Source organism: Paenibacillus sp. FSL R5-0923 (genome assembly GCF_038009145.1).
Lineage (GTDB): Bacteria > Bacillota > Bacilli > Paenibacillales > Paenibacillaceae > Paenibacillus_AQ.
The window spans coordinates 1,395,323-1,410,804 of the sequence record NZ_JBBPAT010000001.1; the positions used below are offsets into that span (position 1 = coordinate 1,395,323).

At 45.2% G+C, this 15,482-nt stretch carries 11 protein-coding genes and 1 other annotated feature; all 11 genes read left to right on the forward strand.

Features of this window, described 5'->3' with window-relative positions:
• Nucleotides 1–31 precede the first annotated feature (31 nt).
• The 11 genes from rplA (at nucleotide 32) to tuf (ending at nucleotide 15,370) form a co-directional block, all read left to right on the forward strand.
• Nucleotides 32–724, forward strand: a complete 693-nt coding sequence (gene rplA / locus MKX35_RS06100) for a 50S ribosomal protein L1 (RefSeq protein ID WP_036680504.1) — start codon at nucleotides 32–34, stop codon at nucleotides 722–724.
• 67 nt (nucleotides 725–791) lie between these two features.
• Nucleotides 792–944, forward strand: a sequence feature (ribosomal protein L10 leader region).
• A gap of 64 nt (nucleotides 945–1,008) precedes the next feature.
• Entirely contained in the window at nucleotides 1,009–1,512 is a 504-nt protein-coding gene (gene rplJ, locus MKX35_RS06105) for a 50S ribosomal protein L10 (protein ID WP_042192187.1), read from the forward strand.
• 66 nt (nucleotides 1,513–1,578) lie between these two features.
• The gene (gene rplL, locus MKX35_RS06110) at nucleotides 1,579–1,938 is read left to right on the forward strand and encodes a 50S ribosomal protein L7/L12 (protein WP_036680508.1); all 360 of its coding nucleotides are present in this window, start codon (nucleotides 1,579–1,581) and stop codon (nucleotides 1,936–1,938) included.
• Between the two features lie 212 nt (nucleotides 1,939–2,150).
• Entirely contained in the window at nucleotides 2,151–2,750 is a 600-nt protein-coding gene (locus tag MKX35_RS06115) for a class I SAM-dependent methyltransferase (protein WP_076300961.1), read from the forward strand.
• Nucleotides 2,751–3,173: 423 nt separating this feature from the next.
• A complete protein-coding gene (gene rpoB, locus MKX35_RS06120; RefSeq protein ID WP_076300962.1) occupies nucleotides 3,174–6,719 on the forward strand; it encodes a DNA-directed RNA polymerase subunit beta in 3,546 nt (1,181 codons plus the stop codon).
• A 114-nt stretch (nucleotides 6,720–6,833) separates the two neighbouring features.
• Nucleotides 6,834–10,445, forward strand: a complete 3,612-nt coding sequence (gene rpoC, locus MKX35_RS06125) for a DNA-directed RNA polymerase subunit beta' (RefSeq protein WP_042192182.1) — start codon at nucleotides 6,834–6,836, stop codon at nucleotides 10,443–10,445.
• 179 nt (nucleotides 10,446–10,624) lie between these two features.
• Nucleotides 10,625–10,876: a ribosomal L7Ae/L30e/S12e/Gadd45 family protein gene (locus tag MKX35_RS06130; RefSeq protein WP_042131229.1), complete on the forward strand. Its 252-nt coding sequence runs from the start codon at nucleotides 10,625–10,627 to the stop codon at nucleotides 10,874–10,876.
• 133 nt (nucleotides 10,877–11,009) lie between these two features.
• Nucleotides 11,010–11,429 carry a 30S ribosomal protein S12 gene (gene rpsL, locus MKX35_RS06135; protein WP_036680518.1) on the forward strand — a complete coding sequence of 140 codons (420 nt, stop codon included), beginning with the start codon at nucleotides 11,010–11,012 and terminating at the stop codon, nucleotides 11,427–11,429.
• 44 nt (nucleotides 11,430–11,473) lie between these two features.
• On the forward strand, nucleotides 11,474–11,944 hold the full coding sequence (gene rpsG / locus MKX35_RS06140) for a 30S ribosomal protein S7 (RefSeq protein WP_036680520.1): 471 nt from the start codon (nucleotides 11,474–11,476) through the stop codon (nucleotides 11,942–11,944).
• 47 nt (nucleotides 11,945–11,991) lie between these two features.
• Nucleotides 11,992–14,070 carry an elongation factor G gene (gene fusA, locus MKX35_RS06145; RefSeq protein WP_042192180.1) on the forward strand — a complete coding sequence of 693 codons (2,079 nt, stop codon included), beginning with the start codon at nucleotides 11,992–11,994 and terminating at the stop codon, nucleotides 14,068–14,070.
• 109 nt (nucleotides 14,071–14,179) lie between these two features.
• Nucleotides 14,180–15,370: an elongation factor Tu gene (tuf, locus tag MKX35_RS06150; RefSeq protein WP_042192178.1), complete on the forward strand. Its 1,191-nt coding sequence runs from the start codon at nucleotides 14,180–14,182 to the stop codon at nucleotides 15,368–15,370.
• Nucleotides 15,371–15,482: the final 112 nt, after the last annotated feature.

A 15,482-nucleotide genomic window follows, 5' to 3' on the forward strand; every position in this document is an offset into this window, starting at 1 on the left:
TCCGCTAACACCACAAAGGAGGAACATTTTCATGGCTAAACATGGTAAGAAATACCAAGAAGCTGCTAAGCTGATCAACAGCGAAGCAACTTACGAGCCTTCAGAAGCTGTAGAGCTTGTGAAAAAGGCAGCGACTGCAAAATTCGACGAAACCGTTGAAGCAGCAGTTCGTCTGGGTGTAGACCCGCGTAAACAAGACCAAGCAGTTCGTGGTGTTGTTGTCCTGCCTCACGGCACTGGTAAAACACAACGCGTGCTTGTATTTGCAAAAGGTGAAAAAGCGAAAGAGGCAGAAGCTGCTGGCGCGGATTTTGTTGGTGATCAAGACATGATCAACAAAATTCAACAAGGCTGGTTTGAATTTGATGTCTGCGTAGCTACACCTGATATGATGAGTGAAGTCGGTAAACTGGGTCGTCTGCTTGGTGGTAAAGGTCTTATGCCTAACCCTAAAGCTGGCACAGTTACATTCGATGTTTCCAAGGCTGTGCAAGAAATCAAAGCCGGTAAAATCGAATATCGTCTTGACAAAGCAGGTCAAATTCACGCGCCAATCGGCAAAGTGTCCTTTGATGCTGCACAATTGAACGATAACCTTAAAGCTCTTATCGACGCTTTGAACCGTGCGAAACCAGCTGCTGCTAAAGGTGTATACCTTAAAGGTATCTCGATTTCTTCCACAATGGGTCCTAGCGCTCGTGTGAACACAACCGTCTTCAGATAAATAAGGGTTGACTCTTTGGGTCAATTTTGATAATCTATAACAGTTGTGAAACTTAAGGTATCAATCTTAACCTTGAATATGCTTACCGTAGACAGTAGGTGCCTTAGTGCTTAATTCCCTACCGAGGTGTTGTGATAGAAACAAGAAGTAACGAGCTCGCTCGTATAACTTTCGTTTTATCAAGCCTTCGTGATTCTGCGGAGGCTTTTCTAATGCCTGCGTAGGAGCGGTGATGCTTTCCTTGGAAAGGACGCCGACACATAAATTTTCAGGAGGTGTATACATTGGCAAATGCAAAAGTAATTCAAGCAAAACAGGATGCGGTTGACGTTGTTACTGCGAAACTGCAAAACAGTCTTTCGACTGTTGTAGCGGACTATCGTGGATTGAACGTTTCCCAAGTGACTGAACTGCGTAAGCAACTTCGTGAAGCTGGCGTTGAGTTTCAAGTCCTGAAGAACACATTGCTACGTCGCGCAACTGCTGCGGCTGAGTTGACTGAGTTGGATGAAGTTTTGACTGGTCCAACAGCTATCGCATTCAGCACAACTGATGCAGTAGCTCCAGCTAAAATTTTGAACGATTTCGCCAAGAAAAACGACGCTTTGAAATTGAAAGGCGGCGTAGTAGAAGGACGTGTCATCGACGCGGACCAATTGAAAGCACTGGCTGAGCTTCCATCCCGCGATGGTTTGCTGTCCATGCTGCTTAGCGTACTTCAAGCTCCAATGCGCAACTTCGCGCTTGCAGTTAAAGCTGTTGCTGAAAAAGAAGAACAAAGCGCGTAAGCCTTTGGCTCTTACAGCATAAATCAATACCACAAACAAATTTAAATTATAAATGGAGGTTCAATCATGAGTAAAGAAGCAATCTTGGAAGCAATTAAAGGCATGAGCGTATTGGAACTGAACGACCTGGTTAAAGCAATTGAAGAAGAATTCGGCGTAACAGCAGCAGCTCCAGTAGCAGCTGGCGGTGCGGTAGCAGCAGTAGCTGAAGAGCAATCCGAATTTGACGTAATTTTGACAGGCGCTGGCGCTTCCAAAATCAACGTTATCAAAATCGTTCGCGAAATCACAGGCCTTGGCTTGAAAGAAGCTAAAGACCTTGTAGACAACGCACCAAAAGCAATCAAAGAAAAAGTAAGCAAAGACGAAGCCGAAGCTACTAAAGCAAAATTGGAAGAAGCAGGCGCAGCTGTAGAAGTGAAGTAATTCCTTCTATACTGAAAACCCCTTGAACTTGTTCAAGGGGTTTATTTTATAAAAATATAAGAAAGTATAAGTTTCACATTATACTTTATCTTTATATTTCTCGCTTGAACGCTTACTCGTCCTTATAAGGACATCAGAGGCGTTTATGCTTGATAGAGTTAGTAGGGTTGTGTGAATACAAACTATTAACATAAAGGAAAGGGAGGATAGAGATGTCGCAACATTATTATTCGCAGCAACCGGAAGTGCGTCATGACAGACGTACCATCGACACCGTTCTAAGAGGCAAAAGCTTTCGTTTCACAAGTGATGCAGGTGTGTTCTCTAAAGGAGACATCGATTACGGTAGTCGAGTTCTCATTGAAGCTATGGATATTCCGGACGGTTCAGCAGTGCTTGATGTGGGTTGCGGATATGGACCGATAGGCATAAGTGCAGCATACCTAGCCCCCAAAGGGCAAGTTACGATGATTGATATTAATAGTCGTGCGGTAGAACTTGCGCGTGAAAATGCCCAGCACAATGGAATCCGGAATGTTACGGTAATGGAAAGCGATGTGCTCGGCGCATTGAATGAACATCAAAAGTTCGATGTGATTCTTACCAATCCTCCGATACGTGCAGGAAAAGCTGTAGTGCATCAGATTTTTGAAGAAGCTTATGAGCATTTAAATGAGGGTGGATTTCTGTGGATTGTCATTCAGAAGAAGCAGGGCGCTCCATCAGCGGTAGCTAAACTTGAAAGCTTGTTCTCAAATGTAGAAGAAGTGGGCAAAGATAAAGGTTATCGTATTATTAAAGCTCAAAAATAAAAATCAATAGGTTATTGACATGTGATAGTGATAATGGTATTATTATAAAATGTCAGTATTAAGATAGGCTCCATGTCTTTAGTTTGCTGAAAATGTCAAGCGATATATTGTCGCCGGCTAGCGCAAGCCGCACGGCAAGTTTTTTGCGAATTGGTTCTCTATGCTCTGGCGTAGCGAGTGTTACGCGGTAATAGATAATAGCGCATAAACTGTTGCTTGGTGACGTATAATATGTACGTTTTGGGCAAATCTACTGGATAAGGAGTATTTTGGTCATGGATAAGTGCGCTCTTTTTTCGAAGATTTCGATAAGGGCTTTTCTTTTATTTATGACTGAATCCTTGTAGTATGGTTCCATTATACGGTTCCAAACAAGGGTTCGCAATCAATTTTTAAGTGAGTAGACATGAGGGGTGAGTAAAGTTGGCAGGACATCTTGTTCAGTATGGTCGACGCACTCGGCGGAGCTATGCGAGAATTAACGAGGTACTCGAGGTCCCGAACCTGATCGAGATCCAACAAAAATCTTATGATTGGTTTTTGGAGGAAGGATTGCGGGAAATGTTTCAGGACATCTCGCCGATCCAGGATTTCACAGGTAATTTGGTACTAGAGTTCATTGATTACAGCCTGGGTGAACCAAAATATACGGTTGACGACGCTAAAGAGCGGGACGTGACGTATGCGGCTCCTCTGCGTGTAAAGGTGCGGCTCATTAATAAGGAGACCGGTGAGGTCAAAGAGCAGGAAGTGTTCATGGGAGATTTCCCGCTGATGACGGAGACCGGCACTTTTATTATTAACGGTGCGGAACGGGTTATTGTCAGCCAGTTGGTTCGCTCTCCAAGCGTCTATTTCAGCACAAAAGTGGATAAGAACGGCAAAAAAACCTACACCGCCACAGTAATCCCGAACCGCGGAGCCTGGTTGGAACTTGAGACCGACGCTAAGGATATTATGTATGTTCGTATCGATCGGACTCGTAAAATTCCTGTTACCGTACTTTTGCGTGCTCTCGGTTTCGGTAGTGATGCCGAAATTCTGGAATTGCTTGGCAATGATGAATATATTCGCAATACGCTGGATAAAGACAACACGGACTCCACGGAGAAGGCGCTTATTGAAATTTATGAGCGTTTGCGTCCGGGCGAACCGCCGACACTAGACAATGCCAAAAGTTTGCTGGTCGCGCGTTTCTTTGATCCAAAACGCTACGACCTAGCTAATGTAGGCCGTTACAAAATCAATAAAAAGCTACACATTAAGAACCGTCTTTTCAATCAACGTCTTGCTCAGCCTTTGGTTGACGAAGCTACAGGGGAAATCCTGGCTGAGTCTGGTCAAATGGTCGATCGCAGACTGCTTGATGAATTGATTCCTTACTTCGAAAAGAATGTTGCCTTTAAGAACTACCGTGTTACTGGTGGTGTTATGGACAGCGAAGATATTCCTCTTCAAACGATTGACGTATTCTCGCCAATTGAAGAAGGTCGGGTTATTAAGCTGATCGCTAACGGCAACATCGACAAGTCTGTTAAGCACATTACTCAAGCTGATATTATATCCTCGATCAGCTACTTTATTAATTTGCTTCACGGAATTGGTAATACCGATGATATCGACCATCTGGGTAACCGTCGTCTGCGTTCTGTGGGTGAACTTCTGCAGAATCAGTTCCGTATCGGTTTGTCCCGTATGGAGCGCGTTGTGCGTGAAAGAATGTCGATTCAGGATGCTAATGCAATTACGCCTCAAGCTCTGATCAATATTCGTCCGGTTATCGCGTCCATTAAAGAGTTCTTCGGTAGCTCCCAGCTGTCTCAGTTTATGGACCAGACGAACCCACTTGCGGAACTTACGCATAAACGTCGTCTGTCTGCACTCGGACCTGGTGGTTTGACACGTGAACGCGCGGGCTTTGAAGTTCGTGACGTCCATCACAGTCACTACGGCCGGATGTGTCCAATTGAAACACCGGAAGGTCCGAACATTGGATTGATCAACTCCTTGTCCACCTTTGCTCGTATCAACGAATACGGCTTTATCGAAGCTCCGTATCGTTGGGTAGATCCAAAGACAGGTAAGGTAACTGAACAAATCGATTATCTGACTGCTGATGAGGAAGATAATTATGTAGTTGCTCAGGCTAACGTATTGATCGATGAAGATGGCTCCTTTAAGGAAGACATGGTAATCGTTCGTTACAATAAAGACTCTGACAACATTACAACAATGCCAAGTAATCGTGTAGATTACATGGACGTTTCGCCTAAACAGGTCGTATCCGTCGCTACGGCGCTCATTCCGTTCCTTGAGAACGATGACTCCAACCGCGCTCTGATGGGATCTAACATGCAGCGTCAAGCCGTTCCACTTCTAATTCCTAAAGCTCCGCTCGTCGGAACAGGGATGGAACATAAATCCGCTAAGGATTCTGGCGTATGTGTTGTTTCTAAATATGACGGTATTATCGAACGCTCTTCAGCTAATGAAATTTGGCTGCGCCGGGTTGAAACTGTCGAAGGCAAAGAAGTTAAAGGCGATATCGTTAAATATAAATTACACAAATTTATGCGTTCTAACCAAGGTACCTGTATTAACCAACGTCCTCTAGCTAAAAGAGGGGATATTGTTAAGAAGGGTGACATCCTGGCGGACGGTCCTTCTACAGAAATGGGCGAACTTGCTCTTGGTCGTAACGTAGTCGTTGCGTTCATGACTTGGGAAGGTTACAACTACGAGGATGCGATCCTGTTAAGTGAAAAGCTAGTTAAGGAAGATGTATACACTTCGATTCATATCGAGGAATACGAATCCGAAGCTCGTGACACTAAACTGGGACCTGAAGAAATCACACGTGATATTCCAAACGTGGGCGAAGAAGCTCTGCGCAATCTTGATGAGCGTGGAATTATCCGCATCGGTGCGGAAATCAGTGCTGGTGACATTCTAGTTGGTAAGGTTACTCCTAAGGGTGTAACTGAATTGACTGCAGAAGAGCGTCTCCTACACGCTATCTTTGGTGAGAAGGCTCGTGAAGTACGGGATACCTCTTTACGCGTTCCTCACGGTAGTGATGGTATTATCGTTGACGTTAAAGTATTTACACGTGAGAACGGCGATGAGCTGCCTCCTGGCGTAAATCAATTGGTTCGTGTGTACATCGCTCAGAAACGTAAGATTTCTGAAGGTGACAAAATGGCCGGACGTCACGGTAACAAGGGTGTCGTTGCTCGTATCCTGCCAGAAGAAGATATGCCGTTCCTTCCGGACGGTACGCCAGTACAGGTTGTTCTTAACCCTCTAGGCGTTCCTTCTCGTATGAACATCGGACAGGTGCTTGAGGTCCATATTGGCATGGCCGCATTGCGTCTGGGAATTCACATTGCAACGCCGGTATTCGACGGAGCACGTGAGTACGACGTATTTGATACGATGGAAGAAGCTGGCATGCAGCGTAATGGTAAGACTGTATTGTACGATGGTCGTACAGGTGAACGCTTCGAACGTGAAGTTACTGTCGGCGTCATGCATATGATCAAACTGGCGCACATGGTTGATGATAAGATTCACGCCCGTTCAACAGGACCTTACTCACTAGTTACGCAACAGCCACTGGGTGGTAAAGCTCAGTTTGGTGGACAGCGTTTCGGGGAGATGGAAGTGTGGGCGCTTGAAGCTTACGGTGCTGCATATACATTGCAAGAAATTTTGACCGTAAAATCCGATGACGTGGTTGGTCGCGTGAAGACGTACGAATCCATTGTCAAAGGTGAAAATGTACCGGAACCAGGTGTTCCTGAGTCGTTCAAGGTATTGATCAAAGAACTGCAGTCCCTGGGTATGGATGTTAAGATTCTTAGCGGTGACGAGCAGGAAATTGAAATGAGAGAATTGGACGATGAGGACGAGACGTCAGGCGACAAGCTGAGCCTCAATTTAGAAGGCGCAGAAGTCGGAGCAGAATAATCACGTTGGAGCTTTTGAGTTCCATTTTATAAAGGACCGCGCCCTCTTTTGATGTAACAGTCAGAGGAGGGCAAAGCGGTACTAAATCAGGATTAGGTTAAGGAGGGTTGCTCCTTGTTGGACGTTAACAATTTTGAATTTATGAAAATCGGACTCGCTTCTCCGGAGAAGATTCGTTCATGGTCCCGCGGAGAAGTTAAGAAACCGGAAACCATTAACTATCGTACATTGAAACCGGAAAAAGAGGGTCTTTTCTGTGAGCGTATCTTTGGACCGCAAAAAGACTGGGAATGTCATTGCGGTAAATACAAACGTGTCCGTTATAAGGGCGTAGTCTGCGACCGTTGTGGCGTTGAAGTTACTCGTGCTAAAGTTCGTCGTGAACGTATGGGTCACATTGAATTGGCTGCTCCGGTATCTCATATCTGGTACTTCAAAGGTATCCCAAGCCGTATGGGTTTGGCACTAGATATGTCTCCAAGATCACTTGAAGAGATTATCTACTTCGCTTCGTATGTTGTAACTGACCCAGGTGAAACACCACTGGAAAAGAAACAACTTTTATCCGAGAAAGAATATCGTAGCTACCGTGAAAAATACGGTTACGGATTCCAAGCGGGCATGGGTGCTGAAGCTGTTAAGAAGCTTCTTCAAGACATCGACATCGAAAAAGAGCTGGAATTCCTCAAAGAAGAACTGCGTACGGCCCAAGGCCAACGTCGTAACCGGGCGATCAAACGTCTGGAAGTCATTGAAGCATTCCGTAACTCAGGCAACAAACCTGATTGGATGATCATGGATGTTCTTCCGGTTATTCCTCCGGAGCTTCGTCCGATGGTTCAATTGGATGGTGGCCGTTTTGCTACGTCTGATTTGAACGATCTTTATCGTCGTGTTATTAACCGGAACAACCGTCTGAAAAGACTGCTGGATCTTGGTGCACCTGACATTATCGTGCAGAACGAGAAACGGATGCTACAGGAAGCTGTCGATGCTCTCATCGATAACGGCCGTAGAGGACGTCCGGTAACGGGTCCTGGTAACCGTCCATTGAAATCTCTCAGCCACATGCTGAAAGGTAAACAAGGACGTTTCCGTCAGAACTTGCTCGGTAAACGGGTTGACTACTCTGGTCGTTCCGTTATCGTTGTAGGACCGTACCTCAAGATGTATCAGTGCGGACTTCCTAAGAAAATGGCGCTAGAATTGTTCAAGCCTTTTGTCATGAAGGAATTGGTTAATAAGGGCCTAGCCCACAACATAAAGAGCGCAAAACGTAAAGTTGAGCGTGTAAGTCCTGAAGTATGGGATGTACTTGAAGAAGTAATCAGAGAGCACCCAGTACTTCTAAACCGCGCACCAACACTTCACCGTCTCGGTATCCAAGCTTTTGAACCGATTTTGGTGGAAGGTCATGCTATTCGTCTTCACCCACTCGTATGTACGGCTTATAACGCCGACTTTGACGGTGACCAAATGGCGGTGCACGTTCCTCTGTCAGCAGAAGCTCAAGCGGAAGCACGTATTCTCATGCTTGCATCCGGTAATATCTTGAACCCTAAAGACGGAAAACCGGTTGTAACACCTTCCCAGGATATGGTCCTTGGTACTTTCTACCTGACCATGGACAACAAGGAAGAAAAAGGATCAGGTATGATTCTGCGTACCGTAAATGAAGCTGTATCAGCTTACCAACGCGGAACTGCAGGTCTTCATGCTCGTGTAGCTATTCCAGTTAAAGCACTAGGTAAGACTTGCTTTACGGAAAAACAACAAGGCGCAATGTTGATTACTACGATCGGTAAGATTATATTTAATGAAATTTACCCAAGTAGTTTCCCTTATATCAATGAAGCGACTAAGACTAACTTGCTGCATGGCACGCCAGAGAAATACTTTATCTATGAAAAAGGCGCAGATATTCGCGAGCTGATTGAATCCGCTCCTGAAGCCAGCGCTGTAGGTAAAGAATATCTGGGTCTGATTATCGCACGTTGTTTTGAAACTTATCATACAACCAAAACCTCTATGATTTTGGATAAAATTAAACAACTCGGCTTTACTTACTCCACACGTTCCGGTGTTACCGTTGCTGTGTCGGATGTTATCGTGCCTGAGGAGAAAGTTACGATCCTGAAAGAGTCCGAAGCTAAGGTAGATGTGGTTGCTAACCAATATCGCCGTGGTCTGATCACTAATGACGAACGGTACGACCGTGTTATTGAGATCTGGTCGAAGACGAAGGATGATCTTACGAACATCCTGCTTAAATCGATGGACCGTTTCAACTCTATCATGCTCATGGTTGACTCCAAAGCGCGGGGTAACAAATCGCAGATCACTCAGCTGGGTGGTATGCGTGGTCTGATGGCAACACCTTCGGGTCGGATTTTCGAATTGCCAATTAAAGCGAACTTCCGTGAAGGTCTTACGGTCTTGGAGTACTTTATCTCCACTCACGGAGCGCGTAAAGGTCTTGCCGATACCGCACTTCGTACTGCTGACTCCGGTTACTTGACTCGTCGTCTCGTTGACGTAGCTCAGGACGTTATCGTTCGTGAGGAAGATTGTGGAACGGACAAAGGATTTACAGTTAGTCGAATTCAGGATGGTAAAGAGGTTATTGAGGATCTGTATGACCGTATTGAAGGTCGTTACTGCTTCGAGACTGTTCGTCATCCAGAAACAGGCGAAATCATTGTTCACCGCAACGATTTGATTGACTCCGATAAAGCGGAAGCAATCGTAGACGCTGGTGTAACTAAGCTACAAATCCGCTCTGTACTAAGCTGCCGTGCTCGTCATGGTGTTTGTAAGAAATGTTACGGTCGTAACTTGGCAACTGGTAAACACGTTGAGATCGGTGAAGCGGTTGGTATTATCGCTGCACAATCTATCGGTGAACCAGGAACCCAGCTTACAATGCGTACGTTCCATACCGGCGGTGTTGCCGGTGATGACATCACGCAAGGTTTGCCGCGTATTCAAGAGTTGTTTGAAGCCCGTAACCCTAAAGGTCAGGCTACAATCAGTGAGATCGATGGTGTAATCAAGGAAATCCGTGAAACTAAGGATCGTCGTGAAATCGAGGTTCAAGGTGAAGCAGAATCCAAGACTTATTCCATTACTTATGGTTCACGTCTACGTGTCAGCGAAGGCCAAGAAATTGAAGCCGGCGATGAGTTGACAGACGGTTCGATTGACCCTAAAGAAATGCTGCGAATCAAAGGGATCCGTGGGGTACAAAACTACATTCTGCAAGAAGTTCAGCGTGTATATCGTAACCAGGGCGTTGAGATCAATGATAAGCACATTGAAGTTATGATCAAACAAATGCTTCGGAAGATCCGTATCATTGACGCAGGTGACACAAGTCTGTTACCAGGCGCGTTTGCGGATATTCATGAATATGAAGCTGCTAATAAGGAAGCCATCTTGTCAGGTAAAGAGCCTGCAGTTGCTAAACCGGTCTTACTCGGTATTACCAAGGCATCTCTTGAGACAGATTCCTTCTTATCCGCTGCATCTTTCCAAGAAACTACTCGTGTCTTAACAGACGCTGCTATCAAAGGCAAAGTAGATAAGTTGCTTGGACTCAAAGAAAATGTTATTATCGGTAAGTTGATTCCTGCAGGTACTGGTATGAATCGTTACCGTAATGTTAAGCTAAGTGATCCAAATGCAGAAAGCGCGCTTGAATCTTTAGAGCCGGTTCCTGCTGAATAAATTAGCAAACATGGTAGTGAACTCGTGTCATACCTAATCATAGGTGTGACACGAATATCTGCTGTGTATAATATTCATAAAAATTATTGCTGAATTTCTTGACACCATCTATTGATAATGCTAAAATGTCTAAGGTGCGTGAGTAGCCATGTTATCCTTGTTCATTGGAGGTAATGATTATGACTGATGATAGAGGACTACAGGATGCTCAGGTCAAGATCGGTACCAAACAAACCGTCAAGGCGGTAGAGTTGGGCCAAGCTGCAGAAGTCTATGTGGCAGAGGACGGAGATCAAAGGCTTACTTCCAGGATAGTTATGCTTTGTAACAAACAAGGTGTTAAGATCACATACGTGGATACGATGCTGAATTTGGGCAAGGCCTGCGGAATAGAAGTTGGCGCTGCGATGGCAGCCGTCTTAAAACAATAGCTACGGAAATGTTTTTGTACTGGGGTGAACTCCAGCGGCAAGAACTTTTCATTTGTCTTTTTATGAACCGCCTGGGTCTGTGGGCTTAGAGTTCTTAAATCGGCTATCATTTCAGGAAGGGGGTGGCAACAACATGCCAACAATTAACCAATTGGTTCGTAAAGGCCGTCAAGCCAAAATCGAAAAATCTAAATCTCCCGCTCTTCAAAAAGGGTATAACGCCCTCAAGCGTGAGGCTACAAATTTGAGCGCTCCGCAAAAACGCGGTGTGTGCACTCGTGTTGGTACTATGACTCCACGTAAACCAAACTCAGCGCTTCGTAAATATGCCCGTGTTCGTTTGACGAACCGTCTCGAGGTAACAGCTTATATCCCGGGTATCGGACATAACTTACAAGAGCACAGTGTTGTATTACTTCGCGGAGGTAAAGTAAAGGACCTTGCAGGGGTTCGTTACCATATCGTTCGTGGTGCATTGGATACAGCAGGTGTAGCTAACCGGATGCAAGCTCGTTCTAAATACGGTGCTAAACGTCCTAAAGCTAAGAAATAAGAAAAAATTCTAGAATAATAAACATTTAAGAAAGGGGGATATCCATGCCACGCAAAGGTCCAGTTACTAAGAGAGACGTATTGCCAGATCCGTTGTATAATAGCAAGTTGGTTACTCGTTTGATTAACCGCATTATGCTGGGTGGTAAAAGAGGTGTCGCTCAAAGCATTCTGTACAATTCATTCAAGTTGATTGAAGAACGTACGGGTAAAGATCCGATGGAAGTTTTCGAAGCTGCCATCAAGAATATCATGCCGGTTTTGGAAGTCAAAGCTCGTCGTGTCGGTGGTGCTAACTATCAAGTACCTATCGAGGTTAAACCAGAGAGACGTACTGCTCTGGGATTACGTTGGCTCGTAAACTACTCTCGCAACCGCGGTGAGAAGACGATGGAAGAGCGTTTGGCGGCTGAGATCATCGACGCTTCCAACAACACAGGCGCTTCTGTTAAGAAACGCGAAGATACACACAAAATGGCTGAAGCAAACAAAGCGTTCGCTCACTACCGTTGGTAGGATTAAGGTCATTCAAATAACTTATATTTTGAAGGGAGATCCATTTCATGGCTAGAGAGTTCTCCTTAAAAAATACACGTAATATCGGGATCATGGCGCATATTGATGCTGGTAAAACAACTACCACAGAGCGGATTCTTTTCTATACAGGCCGTACGCACAAAATCGGTGAAGTTCACGAGGGTGCTGCTACAATGGACTGGATGGAGCAAGAACAAGAGCGCGGAATCACGATTACGTCCGCTGCTACGACTGCTGCGTGGAAAGGTCACCGCATCAATATCATTGATACCCCAGGACACGTTGACTTCACTGTTGAAGTTGAACGTTCCCTGCGTGTATTGGATGGGGCAGTAGGTGTATTTAGTGCAAAAGAGGGCGTTGAGCCTCAGTCTGAAACCGTATGGAGACAGGCTGACCGTTATAACGTTCCACGTATTGCATATGTGAACAAAATGGACATTATCGGTGCGGATTTCCTTAACGTAATCGAAACTATGCGTGATCGCCTTCAAGCCAATGCAGTTGCTATTCAATTGCCAATTGGTGCAGAAAGTGATTTCACTGGTATTATCGACCTTGTTGAGCAAAAAGCACACATGTTCAGAGATGATCTAGGCCAAAACATCGAAGTAACGGATATTCCGGAAGAATATTTGGCCAAAGTTGAGGAGCTGCGTCTCGAGTTGATCGAGAAAGTTGCTGAACTTGATGAAGATCTGACTATGAAGTACCTGGAAGGCGAAGAAATTACAGTTCCGGAAATTAAAGCTGCACTGCGCAAAGGCGTAGTTGAAGTTAAATTGTTCCCTGTAATTGTTGGATCCTCCTACCGTAACAAAGGGATTCAGCTTATGCTGGATGCTGTTGTTGATTACTTGCCATCTCCTCTTGACGTTCCAGCTATCACTGGACATCTTGATGATGGAACTGAAGCAGTTCGTCATTCTTCGGATGAAGAACCGTTTGCAGCTTTGGCATTTAAAATCATGACTGACCCTTATGTAGGTAAACTTACGTTCTTCCGTGTATACTCTGGTATTCTAGAGTCCGGATCTTACGTAGTTAATGCTACTAAGAACAAGCGTGAACGTATTGGTCGTATCCTTCAAATGCATGCTAACAGCCGTCAAGAGATTTCCATCGTGTATTCTGGCGACATCGCTGCAGCAGTTGGTTTGAAAGACACCAGTACAGGTGATACACTGTGTGATGAGAAGCATCCAGTAATTCTGGAATCAATGAACTTCCCTGATCCAGTTATCGAAATCGCTGTTGAACCAAAAACAAAAGCTGACCAAGATAAATTGGGCGTTGCTCTCGGTAAGTTGACTGAAGAGGATCCAACTCTTCGTGCTCATACTGATGAAGAAACAGGCCAAACTATCCTGGCTGGTATGGGTGAACTTCACTTGGACATCATCATCGACCGTATGCGTCGTGAGTTCAAAGTAGAAACCAATGTGGGTAAACCACAGGTTGCTTACCGCGAAACGTTCAAGGCACCTGCTCGCGTCGAAGGTAAATTTGTACGCCAATCTGGTGGTCGTGGTCAATACGGTCACGTATGGGTTGAATTTGAACCCCTCGAGCCAGGTACTGGTAGCAAATTCGAAAGTAAAGTTGTCGGTGGCTCGGTTCCTAGAGAGTACATCGCTCCTGCACTTGCGGGTATCGAAGAACAAATGAAAAACGGCGTACTTGCAGGCTTCCCGCTTGTAGACGTTAAAGCTACCATCGTTGATGGTTCTTACCATGATGTCGATTCCAACGAAATGGCATTTAAAATTGCCGGCTCGATGGCGCTTAAAGCAGCTAAAGACAAGTGTAAACCTGTCCTGCTTGAGCCAATCATGAAAGTAGAAGTAACTGTTCCTGAGGAATATATGGGTGATGTTATGGGTATGCTGAACTCCCGCCGTGGCCGTATCGAAGGTATGGATTCCCGTGGTGGAGCGCAAATTATCCGTGCTAAGGTGCCTCTTTCCGAAATGTTCGGATACTCTACAACTCTTCGTTCTGGTACTCAAGGACGTGGCGTATTCTCAATGGAGCTTTCTCACTATGAAGAAGTTCCTAAATCCATTGCGGAAGAGATCGCTGCTAAGAACAAAGGCGGAGAATAATTACTAGTTTTAACTTGCCGTCCGAGTATAATTACTCAGTCATCTAAGATAAACATATATGCGGGCGGCTCAAATATAAGGAACCCCACATTAAGGAGGAACTGTTCAAATGGCAAAGGCAAAGTTTGAACGTAACAAACCGCACGTTAACATCGGTACTATTGGTCACGTCGACCATGGTAAAACGACTCTGACTGCTGCAATCACTACTGTATTGTCCAAAACTTACGGTGGCGCAGCTATCGCATTCGATCAAATCGACAAAGCTCCTGAAGAGCGCGAACGTGGTATCACAATCTCCACTTCCCACGTTGAATATGAAACTCCTAACCGTCACTACGCTCACGTAGACTGCCCTGGTCACGCCGACTATGTTAAAAACATGATCACTGGCGCAGCGCAAATGGACGGAGCTATCCTGGTTGTATCCGCAGCTGATGGCCCTATGCCACAAACTCGCGAGCACATCCTGTTGTCCCGTCAAGTAGGTGTTCCATACATCGTTGTTTTCTTGAACAAATGCGACATGGTTGAAGACGAAGAGTTGTTGGAATTGGTTGAAATGGAAGTTCGTGACTTGCTGAGCGAGTATGACTTCCCAGGCGACGACACTCCAATCATTCGTGGTTCTGCTCGTGAAGCTCTTCAAAACCCAGAAGGCGAATATGCTAAGAAGATTGTTGAAATGTTCGAAACAATCGACGAGTACATTCCACTTCCAGAGCGTCAAACTGACAAACCATTCTTGATGCCTGTCGAAGATGTATTCTCCATCACTGGCCGCGGTACTGTGGCAACTGGTCGCGTAGAACGCGGAACAGTTAAAGTCGGAGAAGAAATCGAAATCGTTGGTATTCACGAAGAAACTAAGAAATCTGTAGTTACGGGCGTAGAAATGTTCCGTAAATTGCTGGATTCCGCTCAAGCGGGCGACAACATCGGAGCTTTGCTTCGTGGTGTAGACCGTACTATGATCGAGCGTGGCCAAGTATTGGCTAAACCGAACTCTGTTAAACCACACACTGAGTTCACTGCTCAAATCTACGTTTTGACTAAAGAAGAAGGCGGACGTCACAAACCATTCTTCACTGGTTACCGTCCACAGTTCTACTTCCGTACAACTGACGTAACTGGCATTATCAACTTGCCAGAAGGTACTGAAATGGTTATGCCTGGTGACAACATCACTGTAACTGTTGCTTTGATCTCCCCTATCGCTATTGAAGAAGGTACTAAATTCTCCATTCGCGAAGGTGGACGTACAGTTGGAGCAGGTAGCGTAGCTTCCATCCAAAAATAAATTCGTTTCTATCTGCGGGTAGACTCTGAATCATAGTGCCCCGGATTCTTCTTGCGGAGAATCCGGGGCTTTTTGTTATTTTATAGGATAAACCATCTTAAATTCGACAATA

Excerpts from the sequence above, each read along its gene's own strand:
- rplA (WP_036680504.1), top strand. The coding sequence starts at position 32 with ATGGCTAAACATGGTAAGAAATACCAAGAAGCTGCTAAGCTGATCAAC.
- rplL (WP_036680508.1), top strand. The coding sequence starts at position 1,579 with ATGAGTAAAGAAGCAATCTTGGAAGCAATTAAAGGCATGAGCGTATTG.
- MKX35_RS06115 (WP_076300961.1), top strand. The coding sequence starts at position 2,151 with ATGTCGCAACATTATTATTCGCAGCAACCGGAAGTGCGTCATGACAGA.
- MKX35_RS06130 (WP_042131229.1), top strand. The coding sequence starts at position 10,625 with ATGACTGATGATAGAGGACTACAGGATGCTCAGGTCAAGATCGGTACC.
- rpsL (WP_036680518.1), top strand. The coding sequence starts at position 11,010 with ATGCCAACAATTAACCAATTGGTTCGTAAAGGCCGTCAAGCCAAAATC.
- rpsG (WP_036680520.1), top strand. The coding sequence starts at position 11,474 with ATGCCACGCAAAGGTCCAGTTACTAAGAGAGACGTATTGCCAGATCCG.
- fusA (WP_042192180.1), top strand. The coding sequence starts at position 11,992 with ATGGCTAGAGAGTTCTCCTTAAAAAATACACGTAATATCGGGATCATG.
- tuf (WP_042192178.1), top strand. The coding sequence starts at position 14,180 with ATGGCAAAGGCAAAGTTTGAACGTAACAAACCGCACGTTAACATCGGT.